The organism is Schinkia azotoformans LMG 9581 (genome assembly GCF_000307855.1).
In the GTDB taxonomy this organism is placed as follows: domain Bacteria; phylum Bacillota; class Bacilli; order Bacillales; family Bacillaceae_J; genus Schinkia; species Schinkia azotoformans.
This window is the reverse complement of the sequence record NZ_AJLR01000048.1, coordinates 24,454-38,390: the sequence shown is the minus strand read 5'-3', so window position 1 is coordinate 38,390 and position 13,937 is coordinate 24,454. Positions and strand designations below refer to the sequence as shown.

Sequence of the window (13,937 nt, the reverse complement as noted above, 5' to 3'; positions counted from 1 at the left end):
TATGTCAAATTTACTAACTGTAAACGGTTTAACGAAGCAATTTGGTGGTGTTCTGGCAGTATCAGACGTCAGCTTTGAGGTTAATAAAGGGGAAATTGTCGCTGTTATTGGGCCAAATGGTGCCGGCAAAACAACATTATTTAATATGATCTCCTGCTTCATGCCACCTACAAAAGGTGAAGTACATTATAAAGGTACAAGATTAACGGGACAAAAAATACCTAATTTAGCACCTCTCGGGATATCGAGGACATTTCAAAATCTACAAATCTTTGAGAATATGACTGTCCTTGAAAATGTGATGATGGGTACGCATGTAAAATTGAAAACGAATGTTTTAAGTGCAGCTTTTAAGCTTCCAAGGGTAAAAAAAGATGAAAAAATGGCCTTTGAAATGGCGATGGAAGTATTGAAGTTCGTTGAACTGGAAGACTTGATGTTTGAAAAGGCAGGACAGCTTTCCTACGGTATGCAGAAGCAATTGGAATTTGCTAGAGCGATTGTTTATAACCCAGAGTTTATCATGCTCGACGAACCGATGGCAGGATTAAACGATACCGAGACAAATAGAATGGCAGGATACATTCAAAGATTGAAAAATAAAGGTACATCCTTCTTATTCGTTGAGCACAAAATGGCAACCGTCATGGAACTGGCAGATCGCATCGTTGTGATTGATTTTGGAAAGAAAATTGCCGAAGGAACACCAGATGAAATACAAAGAAATGAAAAGGTAATTGCAGCATACTTGGGAGAGGAGGCGGTCTAAATGCTCAATGTTCAAGGACTAAGCACTCACATTGGTAAAATACAAATCCTCCACGATATTGATTTTCATGTCAATAAAGGGGAAATAGTTGCGATTATTGGTGCCAATGGGGCAGGGAAAAGCACGCTGTTAAATACATTGGCGGGTTTAATTCAACCATCGGCAGGTACTGTCACACTGGAGGATGAAGTTATTAGCGGCTTCCCTGCTAATAAGGTTGTTGGTAAAGGTTTAAGCCTTGTACCTGAGGGACGCCAAGTCTTTTCGAATTTAACTGTAAAAGAAAATCTATTATTAGGGATGTTTTCTAAATACTATAAGAATAAAAATCTAGCTTATGAAAACTTAAATAAAATGATTGAAATGTTTCCTAACTTGAATAAGCATCTTCACAACTTAGGCGGTAATCTTAGTGGAGGAGAACAGCAAATGCTAGCAGTTGCCAGAGGGTTAATGTCAAACCCAAAAATTATTTTGCTTGATGAACCTTCCATGGGACTTGCACCTTTAGTTGTTAAAGAAATATTAGATGCCTTGGTAGTTATTAAAGAGCAGCTTGGAACGATGGTGATTTTAGTCGAACAAAATGTTAAAGCTGCACTTAAAGTTGCCGACCGTGCCTATGTCATTGACCAAGGCAGGATTCTTTTAAATGGAACTAGAGAAGAAATTAGTTCAAATCCACAAGTGATGTCAGCCTACTTGGGAGTGAAAATGGCTTAAACATAATCATGTAGAAGCCAAAGGCAAAATTACTGAAATTTTCTGTGAAAAGGAATATAATCATTTTTAGGAACTGTCCTTCTGGGGCAGTTTCTTTTAAATTTGTTATATGAATTGATGGTAAAAGGAAGGAAAAAGTATGAAAGCAACGACATCTGATTTATTATATCAAATCTGGTTTATCATATTATGTGGATTGGGAGGACTATTGCTTTCGTTAATGGGTCTACCAATTGGGTGGATGATTGGTTCATTAATATTTGCCTGCTTACTATCTTTATGGCCACCAAAAAAGTCGGGGGTAAATGTAAAAAAAGGACTTAACCGATTTTGGTTTCTAATCGGACAATATTTGCTTGGAATTGAATTGGGGAGAAATGTCAACACGTCTGTTATGACGATCTTCCAAGAAAATTGGATTACGGTTATTCTTGTCATTTCAACTTCGATCCTTTTTTCATTCGGTACGGGTCTTTTCTTATACCGCTTTAGCAGGGCCGATAAGCTAACGGGCTTATTAGCGACATCTCCAGGTGGAATTGCAACAATGCCTACGATCGCTGAAGAAGTAGGGGCCAATATCGGAGTTGTTACCGCTGTTCAGGCTATGCGAGTATTCTTGGTTGTTACGATAATCCCAGTCGTTTTGTTTTGCATTGTTAATGGCAGTGGGACAGAAGGTCTTACAAGCAATCCTGTTGTTGAAAGCCCGATTCAAGCTGCCGGATATCCGCTGTTCGTTTGGACAATTCCAATCATGCTTGCGGCGTTTGCTGGTGCCTTTATTGGGAAACGCATTAAATTACCGGCACCATGGTTAATCGGAAGCTTGCTTGGCGTGATTATTTTTGAATCAGCTTCTACTACTTTTGTTGACAGCACTCTAACATTCTTTTGGCCACACTCAATCGTTGTGATTGGCCAAATTTTAATAGGAACAAGCATTGGTTCACGGTTCCGGAAAAGTATGTTTATTGGTTTGAAACGTATCATGATCGTGAGTACGTTAGGGACCTTATTATTAATTGGCGCCATGTATTTCTGTGCTTATATTGTCTCAAGCTTCACTGGAATTTCACTAATTACTTCTGTTCTGGCATTTGCACCAGGTGGTGTAGTTGAAATGTCAACAGCGGCGGTATCTTTACATGCTGATTCGACCTTTGTTGTTGCTGTCCAAACATTGAGAATTATTATGGTTATTTTACTGCTGCCATCCTTTATTAAGTTCATTCACAAAAGAGAAGTAGCGAAAAAAGAAAATGCCGGCACAAGTATTGTTGGCTAAGGGAATTATCTTTTGGAGAAAATGAGTTGTTCCGAAACCTTGTCAGCGGCCTGTTTTACAATTTTCACCAATCTAGGTAAAGTATCTTGATTAATGCGTGAAATGGGTCCCGCAATGCTGATCGAGGCAATGACATGACCGCTGATATCTTTCACTGGAACTGCAATCGAAGAGACGCCTTCATGGAGTTCCTCTTCACTGATTGAATAGCCTTGACTCTGAATTTTGAGTAACAGCTGTTTGAATTTATCTGCGGTTGTTATTGTATTGGCTGTATATTGCTGCAATCCACAAGCAATCACCTGCTCAATCATGGTTTCAGATTGAAAAGCAAGAATGACCTGCCCTGAACTTGTACAGTGGATTGGATTTTGTTTACCGGCATGTGAAAGCAGGTGGACAGGGTGTTTGCTGTCCATTCTGATAAGATAGATAGCTTGATAATCTTTTAGAATCGCAATATGGGCAGATTCTCCTGTATTGATGGCGAGGTTTTCCAATACAGGAATGGAAATACGACAAAGCTGATTTTGCGTAATGATCGTATTTCCCATTCCTAATATGGAAGCACCGAGTCGAAATTTCTTTGATTGCGAATCTTTTGTAAGGAAACCTTCAACTATTAAAGTATAGGTTAAGCGGTGGGCTGTGCTTATGCCAACTTGTAATTTATCAGCTATTTGACTTAATGAGAGCTCAGGCTCATCCATCGTGAATAAATTTAAAAGTTGTAGTGCGTTTCTCAGTGATGATCTGGATTCTTTATTAATAGAAGGGTATCTCATCTTAAATTCCCCATTCTTTTATCGTGTCTAGCTTCAGCGCCCAGCGACTCGTAAACTTCACACGCCTCCCTACGATAAGTCAACATCGTCTCGCTTCACTCGTCGCCGGATATCCTTTATCTCAGTCACCGTGCTCCAGTTTATACGTCGCTTAACGGGCGCTTCCGCTTTTCTCGTCTAATGCTTTTATATATCCTAGTTTTTCGGATATTTCCTCAGCAGCTTTGATGACCTCGGCAATGTAGTGTAATCTGTCCCTGCCTATTCCACGTTCCTTGGGCCCGACAATACTTACTGCCGCCACTACTTCATTTGTGTAATCACGAATTGCTGCTCCGATGCTGATAATCCCCTCCTGCATTTCATCAATACATAAGGAATATCCATTTTTCCGAACGTTTTGTAATTCCGTCATTAATTTTTGAGGGTCTGTTATGCTTTTTGGTCCCATCATCGGTAAACCTCTGTCAATCAGTTCTCGTAAGGCAGTTTCGGGCTGATAGGCTAATAATATTTTTCCGCAACCCGTACATGTTGGCGGATTCTTTTTACCGATATTCGTGAATAGCCGAACTGGGTTTTGGCATTCAATTTTATGTAAATAGGTGATCTCTAAATCTTCAAGAATAGCAATGTGAGCAGTTTCTCCTAATTTATGGACAAGTGACTTCAATGTATCGCTTGACTCTTTATGAATTTCTAAGTGGGATGTAATGACACCGCTCAGGGCTAAAAGCGAAAAGCCTAATCGGTATTTGTTGCGAGTTTTTTCCAAATAGCCTTCCTCCACTAAATCGCTGGTGATGCGGCTAACTGTACTTTTACTTAATTTTAGAGTAGTTGCAATATCCGTAATGCCCCAAACTGGCTTGGCTGGGGAGAATAATTTAAGAATTTGCAAACCTCTTTGGACGGACTGAAGAATCGAATTATTTGGTTCCGACAAATTCAAAAAAATCACCTCGAAAATTTCAATTTGTTCCGTATATAAGAAAGATAGCATAATATTCTAAATATTTCTATTATATTATTCTAATTAAAAGAAGTAAACGTTTACAAATAGGTTTATCAAATAATGAGAAAAGGAATGATTGAATATGCGTACACAAGTAGGAATTATTGGAGCAGGACCAGCTGGATTAATGCTAGCTCAACTTTTACATTTACAAGGAATTGATTCTATCATCATAGAACGTAAACCAAGAGAAGATATTGAGGGAACTGTTAAGGCTGGAGTACTAGAGCAATTCACAGTTGATTTATTAAATGAAATCGGTGTTGGCGACCGAATGATGCGGGAAGGCCACTTCCATGATGGCATTGAGCTGCAATTTAGCGGCAAAAGACACCGCATCGATTTAAGAGGATTAACGGGGGGCCAAAGAATTACAGTCTACCCGCAGCATGAAGTAATCATCGATTTAGTAAATGCTCGCTTTAATACAGGTCGCGACATCATTTTCAATGTATCGGAAGTTAGTCTACATGATGTTGATACAAAAGAGCCAAAAATTCGTTTTAAACAAAATGGAGAAACACATGAAATTCAATGTGATTTCATTGCAGGTTGTGACGGCTTCCATGGACCTAGTAGACTGGCTATCCCTGACAGCATCAGAAAGGAACATTTACATTTATATGCTCATGGCTGGCTTGGCATTTTAACAGATGCCAAACAAGCAAACCCGGAGTTAATTTACTCAAACCATGACCGCGGTTTCGCATTGTTAAGTACGCGAACATCAACATTACAACGTCATTATATTTCAGTAGACTATCATGATGATATTGCCAATTGGTCAGATGATCGAATCTGGAGCGAGCTGCATGCTAGAACGGCAATGGACGGCTGGACATTACCGGACGGCCCTATTAATTCAAAAAATATTGTACAAATGCGCAGCTATGTTCTAGAAACAATGAATTATGGTAGACTATTTATCGCTGGAGATGCGGCCCATACAGTACCGCCAACGGGTGCTAAAGGCTTGAATCTAGCAGCCTCTGACATCAAGATTCTAGCAACAGGGCTTGCTGAATTCTATAAATCTGGTTCAGAGGATATCTTGGACCGCTATGCTGAGATAGCACTTCGTCGCATTTGGAAGGCAGAGCGCTTCTCTTATTGGATGACAAGCATGCTTCATCGTAACCCGAACCATGATTCATTTGAACGCAACATCCAATTAACAGAATTGGATTATGTATGTACTTCCGTTGCTGGATCAAAAACATTGGCAGAAAACTATGTAGGTTTGCCAATTCAGTGGGAAAACAAATCGTTGATTGAGACGAAATAATTGACTATCAATACCGGACGTGCTTTTAGAGGTAAATCTAAAAGTACGTTCTTTTTTGTTAGTTGACAGTATTTGGGTATTAGTGTACTATACAACTAGTACACAGATACATATTGCTGCTGGAGGTGAGAAGATGAATTTCGAAAGCAATCTTCCAATCTATATACAAATCATGAATTTAATTAAAACGAAAATTGTTTCAGGAGAACTTAAAAGAGGTGATAAATTGCCATCGGTAAGAGAACTTTCTAAAGAATTAAAAGTAAATCCCAACACAATTCAAAGAGCATATCAAGAATTAGAACGTGAAGAATTTGTGTACACACAAAGAGGAATGGGTACATTCGTAACAGAAAATACTGATACGATACAAAATGTGAAAAAAAGTATGGCAACTGGTTTAATTGATCAGTTTTTCAGCGAGATGAAAAATCTCGGGTTCAAGAATGATGAAATTAAAGAAATGGTATCACACTGGTTGGCGAAGGAGGAATGAAAATGAACCACATTTTGGAAGTGAAAAATCTCACGAAGAAGTATTTAAATAAAACCGTTTTAGATCAATTAAGTTTGAACATAGAAGAGGGGAAAATAGTTGGAATACTTGGCTCTAACGGTAGTGGAAAAACTACGCTAATCAAGATATTAACAGGACTATTAAGACAAACAAGCGGTGAAGTTCTTATTGACGGTCGTAGTGTTGGAGTAGGTACAAAAGCTGTTGTTTCCTATTTGCCTGATCGTAATTTTTTATACAAATGGATGAAGATCGATGATGCTTGTAATTTGTATAAAGATTTCTATTCTGACTTTGATGAAAATAAGTTCGGAGAATTACTTGATTTCATGAAATTGGAAAAAATCATGAAAATAGACACTCTTTCAAAGGGTATGCACGAAAAGCTGAACCTATCTCTTGTCCTATCTAGAAATGCCAAACTATATATTTTAGATGAACCGATAGCAGGTGTAGATCCAGTTGCTAGAGATCAAATCTTAAATGCGATTATAAACAATTTTAATGAAAAAAGTTCGATGATAATCACAACCCATTTAGTAAGGGACATGGAAAATATGCTTGATGATGTTGTCTTTTTAAAGGATGGCAATATTGTTTTAACTGGAAACGCAGAGGCCTTAAGGGAAGAAAAAGGAATGCAAATAGATGATATTTACAAAGTAGTTTTTGGTGAATAGGAGGGATTTTCGGATATGCTGAAATATATGAAATATGAGGTTAAAGGCACCTATAAATATATATTGAGCGTTTTAACGCTGGTGCTAATACTGATTACAGGTTTATATGCCTCGCAGGAGCAAATAGCAAGAGGTTCTTTTGGTGGCGGCCTTTTTATGGGGCTATCGATAATGATTCTTTTTGGAACAGCTTTGGTAACATTCTTATATATAGTAGGCTCTTTTAGAAAAGAACTATATGAAGATAGAGGCTTTTTAACTTTTACATTGCCTTTAAAAGGAATTGAAATTGTCGGTGCGAAATTAATAGTAGCTTTAATGTGGTTTTTCATTTTAGGTATTGCTATTGCCTTCTACAATTTAGTAATGGCGTTAAGTTTTACTCCATTTGAATTGAATATTTCTGAACTTTTCGCTGAGATCATAAATTTGGTGTCGATAAAAATTGCGCTTTTTAGCATAATCGCTACCGTTTATAGTGGAGTATATATGTTGATTCTTATTTACTTCTCAATGGCACTTGGAAAGGTTACGTTTCGGAATAAACGGATCGGTGGTTTGTGGTTTATCATTTTCTTAATCCTAAACGGAGTACTCTCTTTTGGTCAGTTCGGATTAGAGGTATTTTTCCCATATTATTTAGATATTGAATCATTTACAGTGGGAACGAAAGAGATCTTGAATTCGGGATATAATTTTGTATTGGGAAGTGGCGGCTTTCATGGCCAAGGTACAGGAATGTTTAATATAAATATAATTTCTAGCGTCTATAGCATCATAACAGTGGTAGCTCTTTTCTTAGGAACAGGCTATTTAATCGAAAAGAAAATTGATTTATAAATATAACAAATGTATTTAATGAAACCCATGTGTGGCCACACACTCAATACATTATGTTCCCTCGGACTAACGGTTCGGGGGATTTTTTGGAACACTTATCATTTACGTTAATATCCTAATATGGGAGGTGTTCCATATGAGACACTCGATCAAGCGAATAGCTCAACAGTTTATCGTTTCCCACTATCCTGAATCAGATATAGTCTGGATAGGTGGAAGTGCTGTTTATGGAAATTTAACAACAGAATCTGATATTGACTTAATTATTATTGATGAAACAGAAACACCAAGACTGGAGTGTTATCACTTTCTTGGATGGAAAATTGAAGCATTTATTTATACGGCTTTGTCTCTAGAGTTTGAATTTCAAACAGCTAGATATAGAGGGATGCCCACCATCATTAAAATGTGTGCCGAAGGTCTACTTATAGAAGATAAGCAAGGGGATGGAAGGGAATTCCAAAGAGAGGCAAAAATACTTTATGAGCAGGGTCCACAACTTTGGAATGAGGACAAAATAAATGAAGCAAGGTATCAAATTACAGATCTTTTGTCAGACTTTAGGAGTTCAGAAGACTTTGAAGAAAGTTTATTTATTTTAAATAAGTTAATAGATACGTTAACTGAACTGATTTTAAGGGCAGATGGAAAGTGGGTTGGTGTAGGAAAGTGGGTTGCTAGAAACCTTAAATCATATGATATAGATATGTGTGATAAACTAGTTAAATATACAAAAAAATACATGATTACAAAAGATAAAACTGAACTAATTTCATTCATTCAATCTACTCTAGATAATTATGGTGGAGAATTGTTTGTTGGTTATAAAGAATTCTTTCTGTAGATAAAAAATTACTTATGTACGAAGCTATTAAGAAAGAGATTATTAATACCCAAAAATGCATCAGCAGAGTACTAAACTCTAATCTGATGCATTTTTCAATGTTTAATCTTTTATAGATGACTCGAACAATGTAAAATTAATGTGAAGGCAGGTCACTAAAATTGAGGGACATATATTAAAGGATGTGTACTATGACTGGAACAAAAGAAAAAGTAGAGGAAAAGAAAGCGGAATTACTAAAGTTAACAATTGAGTTTAGTAAGAAATTTTTGAATGAAGAATATGAGTTTGTCATTGAAAAATTAACTCGGAGTAATGGGGTTAGAGAGAGGTAAAAAATATACAGAAGGTTATCTGTACGAATTACTCAAAGTAAAAGAGGAAAGTTTAATGAGTTTTTATGAATATCTATTACAACATATAACATTTCCTTTTTCTGCGTTATATACAGAGGAAATTGGTCCTTTAGAAATCGCAGAATTTGAAGTATACTGTATTCGATTAGATCAAGAGATGAAAGTAGACGAATATTATGGAATTCTTGTCGAGTGTAAGGTAGGGAGAAAAAAAGTAATACTGCCATTAGCTGGCATCAATTTGGATGAAGGACATAAAAATTTTAAATGGATAGATTTATATCAAGGTTGGTTTTGGTCATACCATTAATGTTAAAGCAAAAATATTACAAAAAATGCATCAGTTGAGTTAAAATCACTCATCTGATGCATTTTTGATTTTATAAATTCAAATAAAGTTATATCAAAAACATCGCTACAATAGTAGTAACAACCAAGCCAATCACTACCGGTACCAAATTCCGCCTCGCCAGCTCAAACGGATCGACACCACAAATCGCGGCGGCTGGAATTAATGCCCAGGGGACTAAAGTTCCCCCTCCAACCCAAATTGCTGCAATTTGCCCAAGAGCTGTTAAGGTTGCCGCACCTGCACCAATCGCTGTAGCAAACAAATTAGCAAGCGATCCCGCCAATGATATCCCCGAGAAACCGGAACCATCCAAGCCAGTGATGGTACCAACTGTAGTTAATGTGATTGCGGCAATTTGTCCATTTAACGGTACGGTATGGGCAAGTGCTACCCCTAAATCATTGACTATTCCTGAAGAATGAGCAGGGAGAAATTCTCCAATAATCTTTATAAAACCTGAATCACCAAGGTAGAAAAAGGCGGCAATAGGAATAACAGGCCCAAATACTCTAAAACCAAATTGGAATCCTTCGATTAAATATGAAGTTGTTTCTTCTAATCCGTTGTTTTTGTGCGCGAGTAGACTGATAAGAAGCAGAATGAAAATGGCTGTACCTCCAATTAATGCGGTTGCGTCCCCACCAGAAAGATTTAATACCGACATAGCAACTACGTCTAAAATAAATAGAATTGGAATAAGGAAGGCTATTAATTTTTTTGCTCCGGGAGTAAGAAGATTTTTTAATTGATCCATTTCTTTTTTAGAGAAATGCTTTTCAGAATGATCACCTACCACTGTTGTTTCAACTTTAAGCATGCCATTTTTCATATCACGTTTTAAAAAGATAAAGGCCACAATCGTTGTCACAATACCCATTACGAAAACTAGAGGTATACTCGCTTGGACAACATCCAGCACGGGAATTCCGGCTGCATCCGCGGTTAGTTTCGGTGCACCTTGAATGATGAAATCCCCAGAAAGGGCAATCCCATGCCCAAATAAGTTCATGGCCATGGCAGCTCCCAAAGCTGGCAAACCGACACGAAGTGCAACCGGCAAAAGTACAGCCCCTAATAATGCCACTGCTGGTGAAGGCCAGAAGAACCACGAAATAACCATCATGAGAATACCAATGGTCCAATAGGCTAAAGCCGGAGTTCTTATTAATTTAGTAAAAGGTGAGATCATGACATCATTGACACCCGTTCTTGTTAGCGCTTTAGACATTGAAACAATAATGGAGATGATTAGGATAGTACCAAGGAGTTCCGTAATCGCGAAAATAAAGCTATTAAAAATGCTGCTAATGGAGGCACTTAAAGATTGTGTTGACGTAAAAGCCAGTAAGAATATCCCGATGATACAAACTAACGATGTATCCCTTCGCATGACCATGAAGCCAATTATTATCAAAATAAAAGCGACATATATCCAATGAAGGGCAGTTAATTCAACTACCATTGTCTTTCCCCCTAAATTAAGCTAATACCTAAAACCGTAATATAGGATATGGCGAAGCCGTTAAGGTGTGATTTGAAAATTTTGTAAAAGTATTTCCAATTTCATATACACTAGTGATAATATTTAAATCGTCAACTAAATCAAAAGGGGGATTTTATGGAGACTTCTGAAAAAGATATTTTTTTAGAAAAAAATGCCTTGCTAAAAAATATATATAAAATTAAATCTGTTATTTCTTATAGTGATTTATCTATCGTATATTTAGTAGATAATCAAAAAAATAATAAAGTTCAAGTAATGAAAGAATATTACCCAAAATTGTTGGCTATACGTGATTTAGATCAATAGATGGGAATACGATGAAATCACTTTTGATGCTCCTCGATGTTATGAAGGATGGCAAGTTTCAAATATTCTTCAGTTTCATGGCTATCGAAGAGACAACCTTTAATAGTTGCTACATCAGGAACCGATAAGTTTATTGATAAATGTACAATACTAACAAGAAAAGATTATAGTGAGTTCGCAATACCATATGTACCGAATTTTACAATTATTCAAAAAGATAAATCTGGTGTTGTTATTGATATGAACATATATCTTGAAATAATCGAAGATGCCATACTTAATTTAGTATGGCATTCAGGAAATTCAGCAATAAAAAGGACGTCTATGCTCAACAATAACATTTTTTCTAATAGGTTTAAAAATGTGTCGAGGCACATTTACTACATTTAAACGATTTACATGAACTACTGGATGGACAATAGGATGAACACACGGAACAAAACGATCTCGAACTACGTATTTTGGTGGACAAAAAATGGGTCGTGTATACATGACTTTACACCTCCGGTAATGAGCTTTAATAATAGGAAGCACGTTTAGAAAAGTACTTCCTATTATGGGAATAGAGGTTGGATTAGCCTTTAAATAGTACTAATAACCTCCGCCAACAAAAGCTGTTCCAACAATAATCAATAAAATGAAAAGAACAACAATTAAAACAAAGCTGTTACCCATTCCACCACCGCAATAAGCTTCCATCAGTATCACCACCTTTTTATAAGATAGTACATGTTATGAAATTCTCGTCTTACCAGATTCGGACAAATACGGAAAATATTTTAGACTAAAAATTCATTTTTGCTGTTCCGCATTTCGAAAATTAAGCGCAAGAGACTTATTGTGCAGCAAGTGAGGTGAAAAGCTATTTGTTGCATATAAAATGGATTTATCACTCCTGTTGTAGTGTATACCTCCTATAAATATACAAAAAGCGAAATATTTCCACCTTATTTAATAAATTATTCATTTTTCGACAGTATTTTTGGGAAAATTCTGTTAATCTTGGTTTTGCATGGCAATATTTAGTAAAAAAGGAGGCTGTGGGAAGTTATGATTACGGAATCTTGGTATACTCTGCATTCAAAATACAATTGTGAACATCATTATGGTTTTGACCCCAAAACTTTACCTAAGTTAATACAAACGATTACTCCAGATGAACTTGAAAAGAAGAACGACAAATACAGTGAGTTCATCTATCTAACTAAATACTTTGTAAAAAAATTATTTTACTTTTTAAATGATATTCCAGCAATGATTATTATTACTGATGATAGCTGCAATGTTTTAAAAGTTATGGGGAATGAGGATCTACAATACAAAATGGGAATTAAGGAAGGAGATTCTTTTGATGAGAAATACGCCGGTACAAATTCAATTTATCTTTGTCTAAATCACAATCTACCTATTCAGGTAAAAGGAAATGAGCATTTCCATAAGGTATTTTATGATATGTCCTGTTCAAGCTGTAAGTTTACATTGAATAATGGGTTGAAAGGCACGATAACACTTGCAACTACACTAGACAAATCCTCTTCCTTTCATTTAGGACTCGTTTCGTCAGCGGTTGATTCAATTGAACGAGAGATTGAATTGAATAAAATGAATAAGCAATTAAATCTTTTTAATCAAATCATTATAAAGTCAACAAAAAATGGAATTATTATTACGGATCAAAATGGTATGATAACCGATTATAATGTAGCAGCCGAAAAATACACAGGAATTAAAAAGACTGACATTATTGGGCGAAACATTAATACCTTTAATGATGAGTTAAAAGTTTTTTCGAGATACATTGAAAGGACTTTGAGTTTGAACGAGAAGTTTGAAAATATTGAGATTCATTTTTCAAATAATAAATTAGAGAAAATATTCTTATTTGACACTATTCCCATTTATGATGGTGTTCAATTTATCGGTACATACTCCCAATTTAGGGATATCACCGACCGTTATGATTTAGAACAACAAGTTATTACCAACGAAAAACTTTCTATTATTGGGAAAATGAGTACTAGTCTTGCTCATGAGATTAGAAATCCATTAACGCCAATTAGCGGATTTTTGAAATTATTAGAAAACAACTTTGATAAAGCAAAATCAAAGGAATACTTTAAAATCATCAACGATGAATTACATAGAATGAAAGATTTAATAAATAATTTTGTTATGATTTCTAAACCCGAGGCTCCTCGCAAGAAAGATGTCAATATTCAAACATTACTACTAGAAACCATTCACCTAATGAACAGTCATGGAAATTTGCATAACATATCGATAGAATTTACTGACAATATCAAGCATGATTTATCCATCTATGTCGATAAAAATCAAATAAAGCAAGTATTAATTAACTTAATTCAAAATGCAATTGAAGAAATGAATGCTGGTGGAGAAATAAATGTTGTTTTAAATAAAAATCGTGAACTTAATCAAATAGAAATTTCCGTGATTGATCAGGGCTGTGGGATTGATCCCAAAATATTGAGTGATTTATTTACACCATTTGTTACAACAAAACCAGATGGAACTGGTTTAGGATTATCAATAAGTCAACGTATTGTTAAAAATCATTATGGTGAGATTGTCGTTGATTCCAATAAAAATAGGGGGACAACTATTACAGTTACATTACCCATTTCTATAAAAAATGATAGGAGAGATGATTAA

The 13,937-nt window shown here is 36.0% G+C and carries 16 protein-coding genes and 1 pseudogene; 13 read left to right on the top strand and 4 right to left on the bottom strand.

Annotation, left to right across the window (positions count from 1 at the left end):
• Window position 1 precedes the first annotated feature (1 nt).
• From BAZO_RS22750 to BAZO_RS08880, 3 genes are all read left to right on the top strand, one after another.
• A complete protein-coding gene (locus BAZO_RS22750) occupies window positions 2-769 on the top strand; it encodes an ABC transporter ATP-binding protein (protein WP_003331094.1) in 768 nt (255 codons plus the stop codon).
• Window positions 770-1,492 (top strand): ABC transporter ATP-binding protein, encoded by a 723-nt coding sequence (locus BAZO_RS22745; RefSeq protein ID WP_003331093.1) that lies wholly within the window; start codon window positions 770-772, stop codon window positions 1,490-1,492.
• Between the two features lie 139 nt (window positions 1,493-1,631).
• Window positions 1,632-2,780 carry an AbrB family transcriptional regulator gene (locus BAZO_RS08880; RefSeq protein WP_003331092.1) on the top strand — a complete coding sequence of 383 codons (1,149 nt, stop codon included), beginning with the start codon at window positions 1,632-1,634 and terminating at the stop codon, window positions 2,778-2,780.
• A 5-nt stretch (window positions 2,781-2,785) separates the two neighbouring features.
• Here the strand turns inward: BAZO_RS08880 and BAZO_RS08875 are convergent, their stop codons facing one another.
• Both BAZO_RS08875 and BAZO_RS08870 read right to left on the bottom strand, forming a co-directional pair.
• Window positions 2,786-3,565, bottom strand: coding sequence for an IclR family transcriptional regulator (locus BAZO_RS08875; protein WP_003331091.1), 780 nt, complete (start codon window positions 3,563-3,565; stop codon window positions 2,786-2,788).
• A 151-nt stretch (window positions 3,566-3,716) separates the two neighbouring features.
• Window positions 3,717-4,511, bottom strand: coding sequence for an IclR family transcriptional regulator (locus BAZO_RS08870; protein ID WP_003331090.1), 795 nt, complete (start codon window positions 4,509-4,511; stop codon window positions 3,717-3,719).
• 151 nt (window positions 4,512-4,662) lie between these two features.
• Here BAZO_RS08870 and BAZO_RS08865 point away from each other — a divergent pair, with 151 nt between their 5' ends.
• The 7 genes from BAZO_RS08865 (at window position 4,663) to BAZO_RS08840 (ending at window position 9,412) form a co-directional block, all read left to right on the top strand.
• On the top strand, window positions 4,663-5,865 hold the full coding sequence (locus BAZO_RS08865) for a 4-hydroxybenzoate 3-monooxygenase (protein ID WP_003331089.1): 1,203 nt from the start codon (window positions 4,663-4,665) through the stop codon (window positions 5,863-5,865).
• A 133-nt stretch (window positions 5,866-5,998) separates the two neighbouring features.
• Window positions 5,999-6,361, top strand: coding sequence for a GntR family transcriptional regulator (locus BAZO_RS08860; protein ID WP_003331087.1), 363 nt, complete (start codon window positions 5,999-6,001; stop codon window positions 6,359-6,361).
• A gap of 2 nt (window positions 6,362-6,363) precedes the next feature.
• Window positions 6,364-7,062, top strand: coding sequence for an ABC transporter ATP-binding protein (locus BAZO_RS08855; protein ID WP_003331086.1), 699 nt, complete (start codon window positions 6,364-6,366; stop codon window positions 7,060-7,062).
• Between the two features lie 15 nt (window positions 7,063-7,077).
• A complete protein-coding gene (locus BAZO_RS08850) occupies window positions 7,078-7,902 on the top strand; it encodes a hypothetical protein (RefSeq protein WP_003331085.1) in 825 nt (274 codons plus the stop codon).
• Window positions 7,903-8,038: 136 nt separating this feature from the next.
• Window positions 8,039-8,746, top strand: a complete 708-nt coding sequence (locus BAZO_RS08845) for a nucleotidyltransferase domain-containing protein (protein WP_003331084.1) — start codon at window positions 8,039-8,041, stop codon at window positions 8,744-8,746.
• Window positions 8,747-8,937: 191 nt separating this feature from the next.
• The gene (locus tag BAZO_RS22360) at window positions 8,938-9,081 is read left to right on the top strand and encodes a hypothetical protein (protein ID WP_157382100.1); all 144 of its coding nucleotides are present in this window, start codon (window positions 8,938-8,940) and stop codon (window positions 9,079-9,081) included.
• Window positions 9,062-9,412 carry a calcium-binding protein gene (locus BAZO_RS08840; RefSeq protein WP_081585672.1) on the top strand — a complete coding sequence of 117 codons (351 nt, stop codon included), beginning with the start codon at window positions 9,062-9,064 and terminating at the stop codon, window positions 9,410-9,412. The genes BAZO_RS22360 and BAZO_RS08840 overlap by 20 nt, the downstream gene beginning before the upstream one ends.
• Window positions 9,413-9,500: 88 nt before the next feature.
• On the opposite strand, the gene BAZO_RS08835 is transcribed toward BAZO_RS08840, so the two are convergent.
• On the bottom strand, window positions 9,501-10,916 hold the full coding sequence (locus BAZO_RS08835) for a hypothetical protein (RefSeq protein ID WP_003331082.1): 1,416 nt from the start codon (window positions 10,914-10,916) through the stop codon (window positions 9,501-9,503).
• A gap of 156 nt (window positions 10,917-11,072) precedes the next feature.
• Between BAZO_RS08835 and BAZO_RS08830 the strand changes: the two genes are divergently transcribed.
• Window positions 11,073-11,264: a hypothetical protein gene (locus BAZO_RS08830; RefSeq protein WP_003331081.1), complete on the top strand. Its 192-nt coding sequence runs from the start codon at window positions 11,073-11,075 to the stop codon at window positions 11,262-11,264.
• Window positions 11,264-11,504, top strand: a pseudogene (locus BAZO_RS23000) (transcriptional regulator); the annotation flags it as partial. The gene BAZO_RS08830 and the pseudogene BAZO_RS23000, both read left to right, overlap by 1 nt.
• 351 nt (window positions 11,505-11,855) lie before the next feature.
• Here BAZO_RS23000 and BAZO_RS21655 read toward each other — a convergent pair.
• On the bottom strand, window positions 11,856-11,939 hold the full coding sequence (locus BAZO_RS21655) for a YjcZ family sporulation protein (RefSeq protein WP_233276060.1): 84 nt from the start codon (window positions 11,937-11,939) through the stop codon (window positions 11,856-11,858).
• A gap of 375 nt (window positions 11,940-12,314) precedes the next feature.
• Between BAZO_RS21655 and BAZO_RS08820 the strand changes: the two genes are divergently transcribed.
• Window positions 12,315-13,937: an ATP-binding protein gene (locus BAZO_RS08820; protein ID WP_003331079.1), complete on the top strand. Its 1,623-nt coding sequence runs from the start codon at window positions 12,315-12,317 to the stop codon at window positions 13,935-13,937.

What these genes read in the sequence shown, in the direction of transcription:
- BAZO_RS08820 (WP_003331079.1), top strand. Translation starts at nt 12,315, where the DNA reads ATGATTACGGAATCTTGGTATACTCTGCATTCAAAATACAATTGTGAA.
- BAZO_RS08835 (WP_003331082.1), bottom strand. Translation starts at nt 10,916, where the DNA reads ATGGTAGTTGAATTAACTGCCCTTCATTGGATATATGTCGCTTTTATT.
- BAZO_RS08855 (WP_003331086.1), top strand. Translation starts at nt 6,364, where the DNA reads ATGAACCACATTTTGGAAGTGAAAAATCTCACGAAGAAGTATTTAAAT.
- BAZO_RS08875 (WP_003331091.1), bottom strand. Translation starts at nt 3,565, where the DNA reads ATGAGATACCCTTCTATTAATAAAGAATCCAGATCATCACTGAGAAAC.
- BAZO_RS08865 (WP_003331089.1), top strand. Translation starts at nt 4,663, where the DNA reads ATGCGTACACAAGTAGGAATTATTGGAGCAGGACCAGCTGGATTAATG.
- BAZO_RS22360 (WP_157382100.1), top strand. Translation starts at nt 8,938, where the DNA reads ATGACTGGAACAAAAGAAAAAGTAGAGGAAAAGAAAGCGGAATTACTA.
- BAZO_RS08845 (WP_003331084.1), top strand. Translation starts at nt 8,039, where the DNA reads ATGAGACACTCGATCAAGCGAATAGCTCAACAGTTTATCGTTTCCCAC.
- BAZO_RS22745 (WP_003331093.1), top strand. Translation starts at nt 770, where the DNA reads ATGCTCAATGTTCAAGGACTAAGCACTCACATTGGTAAAATACAAATC.
- BAZO_RS08830 (WP_003331081.1), top strand. Translation starts at nt 11,073, where the DNA reads ATGGAGACTTCTGAAAAAGATATTTTTTTAGAAAAAAATGCCTTGCTA.
- BAZO_RS08840 (WP_081585672.1), top strand. Translation starts at nt 9,062, where the DNA reads ATGGGGTTAGAGAGAGGTAAAAAATATACAGAAGGTTATCTGTACGAA.
- BAZO_RS22750 (WP_003331094.1), top strand. Translation starts at nt 2, where the DNA reads ATGTCAAATTTACTAACTGTAAACGGTTTAACGAAGCAATTTGGTGGT.
- BAZO_RS21655 (WP_233276060.1), bottom strand. Translation starts at nt 11,939, where the DNA reads ATGGGTAACAGCTTTGTTTTAATTGTTGTTCTTTTCATTTTATTGATT.
- BAZO_RS08860 (WP_003331087.1), top strand. Translation starts at nt 5,999, where the DNA reads ATGAATTTCGAAAGCAATCTTCCAATCTATATACAAATCATGAATTTA.
- BAZO_RS08850 (WP_003331085.1), top strand. Translation starts at nt 7,078, where the DNA reads ATGCTGAAATATATGAAATATGAGGTTAAAGGCACCTATAAATATATA.
- BAZO_RS08880 (WP_003331092.1), top strand. Translation starts at nt 1,632, where the DNA reads ATGAAAGCAACGACATCTGATTTATTATATCAAATCTGGTTTATCATA.